The sequence below is a fragment of the Candidatus Enterococcus ikei genome, assembly GCF_017316105.1.
Lineage (GTDB): Bacteria > Bacillota > Bacilli > Lactobacillales > Enterococcaceae > Enterococcus_L > Enterococcus_L ikei.
Window position 1 is genome coordinate 25,498 of record NZ_JAFLWD010000028.1, and the last position, 9,537, is coordinate 35,034.

The following is a 9,537-nucleotide window of genomic DNA, read 5'->3' on the forward strand; positions in this document are numbered from 1 at the left end:
GGGATTTTCGTCAAGGAAACGACCTTTGATCGATCATAAAATAGGCGTCAGTTCCAATAGCACGATACCGTTTGTATCAAGCGTCACATAATAATTAAACGTATCATCGATTTGAGTATCAAAGACTTTGATCTTCGGTCTGGTACTGTCTACAACATATTTTTGAGTTTCAAAATCAAGTGCTTCGGCATTACGGAATTCTTCATACGTGTAAAATAACGCTCCATTGTGCCGGTTAAAGTCAATTTGCTTGATCTGATAATGGGTTGATTTAATGGCCGCTAATTCGATTTCAAACGTCACTGCTTGGCTTTCAAGAAAAGCCTCTTCCGAAGAAAGATGAGGATCAAAATAATTCGTATTAAACAACAATAACTGATACTTGCCATCAACATAAGTCAACAAATATTCTTCCCCTTGTGCCAAAACCTTCCCATCCATCCTTCGGGCTAGCCATAAACAAAAATAGACTGGTCTTTTTCCACTGTAAAAATGAAATAGTTCCAAACCATCATTTTTTAGCGGTCGTTCTTGCGTTTGTTTCTCATACAACTCGATATTCAGCCAAAAACCGAAACCATCCACCAATGTATCCAGCATTAAAAGATCTTTTAAAATAATCGCTCCTCTAAAGAATGTTCCATTACTATTTCTCGTCATCCCAGTCAAGGTATTCCATTCAGTGAGATAAAGTGGTAGCTTGATTTCGTATTCTTTTAAGATATGCTTGATATGCAAGGTTTTATTCAGCACATATTGATGATAATTTTTTAAATCTGGAAAGGTACTATCTAAATTTTGAAACACATAATTAGGCTCGGCAGAAAATGACAAAAAATCACACTTTGCTGCAATCATTTCGCAAAAAAATCGCGTTTGTTCTGAGTCATTTTGCTCAAAGAATGGGTCAGGCAGAGGAATTTCTGCGCCTACATCTATTTTAGAAGAGAGCTCAGATAAGCTTCTTTTCACTTCTAGAAATTCAGGATAATAGTCAGCAAGATTTTGACCTTTAAATAGACAATTAACTTTCCATTGCTCCGTCATTTTTGTTCCAAACTTATTTTGAACATGCCGGAAAAATTTACGGCAGATATCTTTCACTCTAACACTTAGCTGATTAAATTCTATAAGAGACAACTGGAAATAAATATCCAGCCGAGCATCTTCTAAAAAGGTCAGAATGTAGTCCCACTGTTCAAATGCAGGAAATGAGTTCATTCCAGCTTCTTGATGGATCTGAACCGTTAAAGGAATTTGTGTAAATAGCGATTGGATACTAATATATTTAATTCCAATTTGCTGTTTTATGTCTAGAATTTCACTTTGGATTTTTTTAGAGGCTAATGCTTCCCACGAACCAACATGAATGATCACATCTTTTTTTAGGTAATCGGCTTCAGATTGTTCTGTTGTAATATGAAGCTGTTTGGTCTTTAGCGATAATTCTGAAGGACGAGATTCCTCCAACCCTGTTTGAATATAACTGTATAACGGAACCAAAATTTCTTTAATTTGAAGCTCTGTTGTTTGAACGACTTGTTTGATTTTCTGTGGTGCCTTTGTCTGCTCTAAGTGAGATGAACGATAACTGGTTGGCGAATCGTTAAAGATTTTTTTGAAATGTTGACGATACGTTTTACTATTGCTAAACCCACTATCTAAAGCAATTTGCTCGATACTTTTTTTCGTATACAGCAACTCTGACAAACTGTGCTTCACACAAATCGTCCGTACATAATGAGAAAAGTAATCGCCCGTTTCCTTCTTAAAAAACTTCGATAAAGAGGATTCCGACATAAAAAAATATTCTGCCGCATCAGATAATAGGATTCCTTCCTGGTAATGTTCTTCGATATATTCCAAGATCTCTCTTAATTTTTGATTGTCAGAAGGATGATACTCTGTGACTTCTTCTTTTTGAAAATGATGAACCAAGGACAAAATAATCTGTGTTAAAAATAAAGTGATCTTGAGTTTTTTTGAAGGGTCATCGCTAAATTCAACTAAACACAACTCCGCAACTTGTCTTCTTAAAGCTGCGATCGCAGGCATTTTCCCATGTTCTTTTTGGATGGGTGTACAGTCAAAGCGCGTATAGAAAAACGCAGAAAATTGAGCCGCAAAGAAAACACTATTAATTCTCAACTCTAAATAAGTACAATTTTGTTCTAAATCGCCACTCAAAAGAAAATGATCCCCTGCATTGATTACAAACAGTTCTCCTGCACTTACTCGATCAGTTGTTTCTTCTATAGTAATAAACATGCTTCCTTTTAAGACCATCAAAATGGTCGTTTCTTTACATAGTACATCTTGTTCCATCAGCAATTGCTGATAATTAATCTGATAGTTTTCATTTACAATCATTTACTTACCTCTTTTGTTTATTTCCTTTTCATTATAACACTCATTTCAGAAAATATCGTTCGTTTATCAACCTTATAGTTTCCAATCTATCTATTCTAAAAGGGATTTCTGTAATTTAGAAATTTCTAGCATTGTGAAGTTTTTAATTAAGAATAGAATATGAATTGTATTTGAAAGGAGATTATCAAATGGACGATTTACGTACACAACTATTCACATTGCTTCAACAAAAAGAAGCTGAAATAATCAAGATTCGCCGACATTTTCATGAGAATCCAGAGCTATCTTTTCATGAAACAGAAACAGCAAAATACATCGCTGATTTTTACGCTGGCAAAGACTGTGACGTTCAAACAAAAGTGGGCGGCGGCAATGGTATTTTAGTCGACATTCATGGTGGCAAAAAAGGACCGTTCTTAGCGATTAGAGCTGATTTCGATGCGTTGCCAATCCAAGAAGATACAGGCTTACCATTTGCTTCAAAAACACCAAATGTCATGCACGCTTGCGGACACGATGGACACACCGCCTATATGATGGTTTTGGCTGATTCACTAATTGAATTAAAAGATCAACTAGCAGGAACGATTCGTGTCATCCATCAACCTGCCGAAGAAGTACCACCTGGTGGCGCTAAAGGAATGATTGAAGCTGGTTGTTTAGACGGCGTGGATCATGTTTTGGGGATTCACGTGATGAGTTTGATGCCACTTGGCGATGTCTTTTATCATTCTGGACCTGTTCACACTGGTCGTGCAACGTTTAAAGTTGTTATGCAAGGAAAAGGCGGACATGGTTCAACACCACAAGATGCCAACGATACGATCGTAGCGGCTTCTCAATTTGTCACAGCCGTTCAAACAATCGTTAGTCGCAGAATCAATCCTTTTGATACTGCCACAGTCACGATTGGTTCATTTGACGGAAAAGGCTCAGCCAACGTCATCAAAGATTCTGTTACGCTGGAAGGCGATGTACGGATCATGAAAGAAGAAACACGAGAAATAGTGGAAAAAGAATTCAAACAAATTCTAGATGGCATCTGCCAAACATTCGGTATCAGCTATGAACTTGATTACGCTAATGATTACCCAGTTTGTGTCAACGATGCTAAAACCACTGAAATGGTTGCTAAAGCATTGAGCGAAGCGCAAATTCCAGAAGTGAAACAATTAGTCGAATGCGGACCACAAACTCCTTCTGAAGATTTTTCTTATTATGCAAAAGAACGACCAAGCTGTTTCTTTTTCGTTGGTGCTCATAAAGAAGGAACACCAATGTATCCACATCATCATCCAAAATTTTATATTGACGAAGATTGTTTATTGATTGCTGCAAAATCAATGGGTGCAGCTGTTTTACATTATTTATCTGAAGGAGTTTAATCATGAAAGCAACAACACATACAGCAGAGGCTGTAACATATAAAGGGACAAACAAATTATTAATAGGAATCGTTTTAAGCGTTTTGACTTATTGGTTGTTTGCCCAATCTTTACTAAATATGGCGCCAGCCGTACAAAGTGACTTAGGTGTTTCTTCTGGCGTTTTAAACATAGGAATTTCCATGACTGGTTTATTCTCTGGTATTTTTATCGTCGTAGCAGGCGGTTTGGCGGATAAATTAGGCAGAATGAAATTAACGTATATTGGACTTATTTTAAGTGTTATCGGTTCAGCAGCTTTAGTCATTGCACACGGACCTATTTTATTTATTGGTGGTCGTATTTTACAAGGACTATCAGCGGCTTGTATCATGCCTGCAACAATGGCTTTAGTTAAAACCTATTATGAAGGCAAAGATCGTCAACGAGCACTAAGTTATTGGTCGATCGGATCTTGGGGCGGTTCTGGTTTATGTTCGTTCTTTGGTGGCGCCATTGCTAGTTCTTTAGGCTGGCGGTATGTCTTTATTTTTTCTATTATTGTTTCGATTTGTAGTGCGTTATTGATTTTTGGAACACCTGAAAGCAAGGTCGTAAGTAATAGCAATAGTAAATTTGACTCGATTGGGTTGCTTTTATTTATCGTTTCAATGGTTGCTTTAAACGTTGTTGTTTCTAAAGGTTCTGAATTAGGTTGGACAAGTCCGATCGTGTTGATTTTAGCCGTAGTCGTTATCATAGGGCTGATTGCTTTTTATAAAGTGGAGCAAGCGATCGACAATAGTTTTGTTGAGTTTTCTTTATTTGAAAACCGTGGTTATCTTGGTGCAACGATTTCTAATTTCCTATTGAATGCTGTTGCCGGCACGTTAATCGTTATCAATACGTATGTTCAACAAGGACGCGGCCTTTCTTCCGCTAAAACTGGTATGTTATCAATCGGTTACTTGTGTCTGGTCTTGATCACGATTCGGATCGGTGAAAAATTATTGCAAACAATCGGCGCGAAAAAACCAATGTTATGGGGCACGATTCTTTCTGGAACAGGTGTTGCTTTGATGGCGTTAACGATGGTGACAGGCACTGCCTATTTCGTATTAGTTTTTATTGGTTATAGTTTATTCGGAATGGGACTTGGCATGTATGCGACACCATCTACAGACACAGCAATTTCTAGCGTGCCAAATGAAAAAGCCGGTGTAGCTTCTGGTATTTATAAAATGGCCAGCTCTCTTGGCGGAGCATTAGGCGTCGCGATTTCTGCTGCAGTTTACAATGGATTTAGTGCTGGTGGTAATTATACACAAGGAGCGACATTTGGCTTACTGACAAACATTCTTTTCTGCGTTTTAGCCTTAGGCTCAATCCTATTTATTATTCCAAAAGAAAAACAAGTATAAGGAGAGAACATTCATGGATAACCAAGAAGCATTACAATTATTAAAAGAAGTCGTTCAAATCAAAAGCATTTTAGGAAAAGAAAAATTAGTTGCCGATAAACTACAAGCTCTTTTTGAAAAACATGGTATTCCTTGTGAACAAGTTGAATATAGCGAAGGACGTAATCAATTAGTTGCAACTCTGAAAGGCAATGAAGCAGGTCCTGTCCTAGGTTTTTCTGGACATATGGATGTTGTTCCTGTAGGTGAAATCCCTTGGGATGAAGATCCCTTTGCTGCATTTGAAAAAAACGGTTTACTATATGGGCGCGGAACATGTGATATGAAATCAGGCTTGATTGCAGCAGTTGTTGCGATGATTCGTTTAAAAGAAGCCGGTTCAAACTTTAAAGGAACCATCAAACTTTTAGCAACCGTAGGAGAAGAAACGAGCGCTATCGGTTCTGGTCAATTAGTTGATAAAGGCTATGCAGATGATTTAGATGCATTAGTGATCGGTGAACCTACAAATGTTGAGATCGGCGTAGCTCACAAAGGTGCTTTATGGCCTCGTATCACAACTTACGGAAAAACAGCTCATGGCTCAATGCCAGATCAAGGTGTAAATGCAATTGAGCATATGCTTTTAGTTTTGAATGCCTTCAAAGAAACCTTTGATTTCTCTCAATCTGTAGATGAATTAGTCGGCGCATCGACTTCCAGCCTAGATATTATCAATGGCGGTAACGGAACCAATGTTGTTCCTGATAAATGTACAGTGGAGATCGACATTCGCACAATCAAAGCACAAGATCATTCTGAGCTAAAACAACAATTCAAAGAGATGCTAGATAAATTAACAGCAACCGTTCCAGACTTTAAAGCAGAGATCGAGTTTATCAATGATTTACCATCAATGAAAACTGAACTTGACGATCCATTTACAGTCTTAACACAAAAAGTCGTTTCAGAAGTTACAAGTGAAACAGCAAATACATTCGGTATGACAGGTTATACAGATGGTTCTCAATTTGGACGTGTAAAAAAAGAGTTTCCTATTTTGATTCTAGGTCCTGGTGAAACCAAATATGCGCATCAACCTAATGAATTCGTGAACATCAATGACTTTTACCAAATGATCACGATCAATGAAAACATTGCAAAAGAATTTTTAAAATAAACTAGTAAAAAGCCGAAATGAACTTTAATCTGTTCATTCCGGCTTTTTCTCTTGCTTATGATTCCACTCAAAGCTCAAATAACTTTTTCGTCAATCTTTCCAACTCACCTGTTGCAGGAAACTGTGAAACTTTGATACTTAAACACCCTTCAATCGGTACTAACATCACATGATTATAAATAATCACATCAACGCCTTCTCTTTTTATATACTCTTCAGTAATTTTTTCATTAAAAACCCAAATAACATCAAAATTGCTGGGAATTCTTTTCTTTAAAATAGCAATCAAATGCTGAACATAACAGGCTTCACCAGAAATACTCAAAAGAATTTTTTTATTGTTTTCGATTGTCGTATCAATTAAATAAGAACTAAATAGCAAACTCAAATTCGTTGCTACATCTTCCGGATACACTAATTGTGCATCGTGCGGTAGCTTGACTTGTTTTAATTTTGCCAAACACGCTTGGTAAATCGTAGGAAATTCTCTTTTGGCATATTGATTCAGCTCGAATGAGTTTCTTTGAAATAAGGGCGTTACTCTAGACAATAGACTAAGATTTTCCAAAAATGAATTCACGCAATGATACATTTCTTTACTTCTTGAAGGATCCAAAGGAACACTTTCACCAAAATCGAAGATCTGATTATACTGATTGTCGTAGTTGGATTTCCGTGTCAGATTGATCGAGTAAATCTCCCCTTCTGGAGGTAAATAAATGACACTTGCTAAGGTTGTGACATACGCATAGATGTGTTCTTCATAAGGGAGATTTTCTATTGAAAAATACTTCTTCATCAATTGATCATAGATGTCAGAAAACACTTCAAACCGATCTGTCATCGCATATTTTTGACTAGGATCCTGCTTTTTAGGGATATACAAATGCTTACCGACTCTTTGCAAAATAACATGGTGCCACATTTTCGCTCGATTTGCATCCAATGTTAACACTCTTTGGTACTTATTTAGAAAGGCTTCTTGAAATTCGTAATAAAACTTTTGAACCATTTCATCAAGATGAACATCTTCTTCTCGCCAGCCTCTTTGACTTGTGTAATCGAAATATAAATACCGAATATCGGCTTCAGTTCCAATCAAAGCCAAATGCGGCGACAGCTGTAAGGTCAAGTTGTATCGTTCTAATACCTCAGTCAAGTGTGGCAAATAGCGTCTCAAGGTTCGCTCTGACAACCAAATCCGGTCACACCAAGTTTCAATCGAATATTCTTCACCGTCAAGCAAAGCACTCAACAAAGTAAAAAGTGGCTGCTGGTCGATGATATCCGATAATATTTCTTCGATCGTGTAGGTACTGTCTCGGTTAAAAATAATGGTTTTTTTTTTTACTTGCACAAATCCATCGATCACTGGGCTGTATTCCTGCAGTAAAGCTAAATCACTTTTTAACGTTTTTTTTGTCACACCCAAGTTGGCTGCCACATCTTCCATTGTCAATAAATCAGAAGTATCCGCTAAAAAATAAATTAGATTAATCAATCGAATCGCTTTTTTATCTGTTACTAGGTCTATATACAATTTCCGCATGTTTTTCCCCCTTGTGTGTGTCGTCATTTTTTATTAGATTTCTTTGTAATAGTATAGCACGAGCGCTTTTAAAACACGTCATATAAGATTTTCCAAGCTTTATAACAGTGGTGCAAACAAGCCACAGATTTTACTTTTGATTTTTTTCCAAGTACTTCTTTGTGCTAATTCAAGAGCCGTGATTTGTTTGGCATTAGCTAGATCCTTTTTGAAATCATCTGCTAATTTTTGAATTGCTTGGCCAGTATATAAAATAGCGGACACTTCGTGATTGATATCAAAACTGCGAATATCAAAATTTGTCGAGCCAATCGTGGCAACTTGTTCATCAATAATCATTACTTTACAGTGTAAAAAGGCTGTATCATCGTATTTATAGACCTGAATCCCCGCACTGATCAAATCTTCCAAGTAAAAGTCATTTCCATAATAAGACAGTTTTCTGTCCCCTTTTCCTGGAATAATGATCTCCACTTTGATACCATTACGAGCAGCCCTTCTTAATAAAGCCAACAGTTCATCATCTGGCACAAAGTAAGGACTAGCGATGGAAAGTTTCTCCTTCGCCGAATCGATCAAATTAAACAAAACATCCCGAACCACGCGTTCTTGATCATATGGACCACCATAAATCACTTGTCCTTCATCGCTTCCTACTTCAATTGTAGGAAAATAACTTTCTAGCATAAATTCATTGGCACTTCCAGCGCTATTTTTCATATACAGCCAATCATATAAAAAACTTTCCTGTAATTGTGTCACTAAAGAACCTGCTATTTGTAAATGTGTATCTCGCCAATGAGAAAATTTGGGTGTTATGCCAAGATATTCATTTCCAATATTTAAGCCTCCTACAAAACCAAGCGTTCCATCGATAACGATCACTTTTCTATGATTGCGCCAATTCGCTCTGGCAATCTGATAAAACGACTGGATCGGATTGAAAATTTCTACTTCTACCTGAGCCGCTTTTAAAGAATCAAGATACGTATCAGATAATTTTACAGAACCTAACCCGTCCACCCCAAAGCGAACTTTGACTCCTTCTGAAGCTTTCTTTATCAAGATTTTTCTGAGTTGATCCGCAAGTTCATCCTCTTTGATTATGAAATAAAACAAATGAATATGGTGTTGCGCTTCATTCAGTGCTGCAAAAATAGCCGAAAAGGTTTCTTCACCATCCGTAAGCACTTCAAATTGATTTCCTCCTACTACCGCTTTTTTCGACAAGCGCTCATTTTTCTCTTCCAAACAACTCAACGGTTCCAATATCTTCATGTTTATCCTCTGAACATAGCGAATCAGTCTAGCCTGCTCTCGCTTTTGAACAGCATTACTTTTCAAGTTACTGCGCCCAAAGAAAAGATAGACAAACAACCCAACGACTGGAACAAAATACAATGTCAGAACCCAAGCCACTTTAACGCTTGTTACATCCTTACGTTTAAAAACAATATACATACTTAATAGAATAGAAATCAGCTCAAACAATGAAAGGATAATCAAAACAAATTGCGGTAAAAAAATAAAAAGCAGAAAAAATGTGATTATTGTAACAAGTAAAACGATACTAAATTGACGTAATGTTTGATTCATAGTTATCCTCCTTAAAATAACGAAAGTTTTTTTAACTACTATAAAAAATACTGAAATACTTTTATAAAAAAACTTATT

Annotated in this window: 6 protein-coding genes; 3 read left to right on the plus strand and 3 right to left on the minus strand. The window is 36.8% G+C overall.

Going from position 1 to position 9,537, the window contains the following annotated elements; all coding sequences use genetic code 11:
- Positions 1-33 precede the first annotated feature (33 nt).
- Positions 34-2,370 carry a helix-turn-helix domain-containing protein gene (locus tag JZO69_RS11590; RefSeq protein WP_207113031.1) on the minus strand — a complete coding sequence of 779 codons (2,337 nt, stop codon included), beginning with the start codon at positions 2,368-2,370 and terminating at the stop codon, positions 34-36.
- Between the two features lie 188 nt (positions 2,371-2,558).
- Here JZO69_RS11590 and JZO69_RS11595 point away from each other — a divergent pair, with 188 nt between their 5' ends.
- Genes JZO69_RS11595 through JZO69_RS11605 form a run of 3 tightly spaced genes read left to right on the plus strand, consistent with a single transcriptional unit; the run spans position 2,559 to position 6,314 of the window.
- Entirely contained in the window at positions 2,559-3,755 is a 1,197-nt protein-coding gene (locus JZO69_RS11595) for a M20 family metallopeptidase (RefSeq protein ID WP_207113032.1), read from the plus strand.
- Between the two features lie 2 nt (positions 3,756-3,757).
- Positions 3,758-5,155 carry an MFS transporter gene (locus JZO69_RS11600; protein WP_207113033.1) on the plus strand — a complete coding sequence of 466 codons (1,398 nt, stop codon included), beginning with the start codon at positions 3,758-3,760 and terminating at the stop codon, positions 5,153-5,155.
- 13 nt (positions 5,156-5,168) lie between these two features.
- The gene (locus tag JZO69_RS11605) at positions 5,169-6,314 is read left to right on the plus strand and encodes an ArgE/DapE family deacylase (protein ID WP_207113034.1); all 1,146 of its coding nucleotides are present in this window, start codon (positions 5,169-5,171) and stop codon (positions 6,312-6,314) included.
- A gap of 67 nt (positions 6,315-6,381) precedes the next feature.
- On the opposite strand, the gene JZO69_RS11610 is transcribed toward JZO69_RS11605, so the two are convergent.
- Both JZO69_RS11610 and cls read right to left on the minus strand, forming a co-directional pair.
- Positions 6,382-7,863 (minus strand): AcpB/EbpR/MafR family transcriptional regulator, encoded by a 1,482-nt coding sequence (locus JZO69_RS11610; protein ID WP_207113035.1) that lies wholly within the window; start codon positions 7,861-7,863, stop codon positions 6,382-6,384.
- A gap of 99 nt (positions 7,864-7,962) precedes the next feature.
- Positions 7,963-9,459: a cardiolipin synthase gene (cls, locus tag JZO69_RS11615; protein ID WP_207113036.1), complete on the minus strand. Its 1,497-nt coding sequence runs from the start codon at positions 9,457-9,459 to the stop codon at positions 7,963-7,965.
- Between the last annotated feature and the right edge of the window lie 78 nt (positions 9,460-9,537).

Excerpts from the sequence above, each read along its gene's own strand:
- JZO69_RS11590 (WP_207113031.1), bottom strand. The coding sequence starts at position 2,370 with ATGATTGTAAATGAAAACTATCAGATTAATTATCAGCAATTGCTGATG.
- JZO69_RS11595 (WP_207113032.1), top strand. The coding sequence starts at position 2,559 with ATGGACGATTTACGTACACAACTATTCACATTGCTTCAACAAAAAGAA.
- JZO69_RS11600 (WP_207113033.1), top strand. The coding sequence starts at position 3,758 with ATGAAAGCAACAACACATACAGCAGAGGCTGTAACATATAAAGGGACA.
- JZO69_RS11605 (WP_207113034.1), top strand. The coding sequence starts at position 5,169 with ATGGATAACCAAGAAGCATTACAATTATTAAAAGAAGTCGTTCAAATC.
- JZO69_RS11610 (WP_207113035.1), bottom strand. The coding sequence starts at position 7,863 with ATGCGGAAATTGTATATAGACCTAGTAACAGATAAAAAAGCGATTCGA.
- cls (WP_207113036.1), bottom strand. The coding sequence starts at position 9,459 with ATGAATCAAACATTACGTCAATTTAGTATCGTTTTACTTGTTACAATA.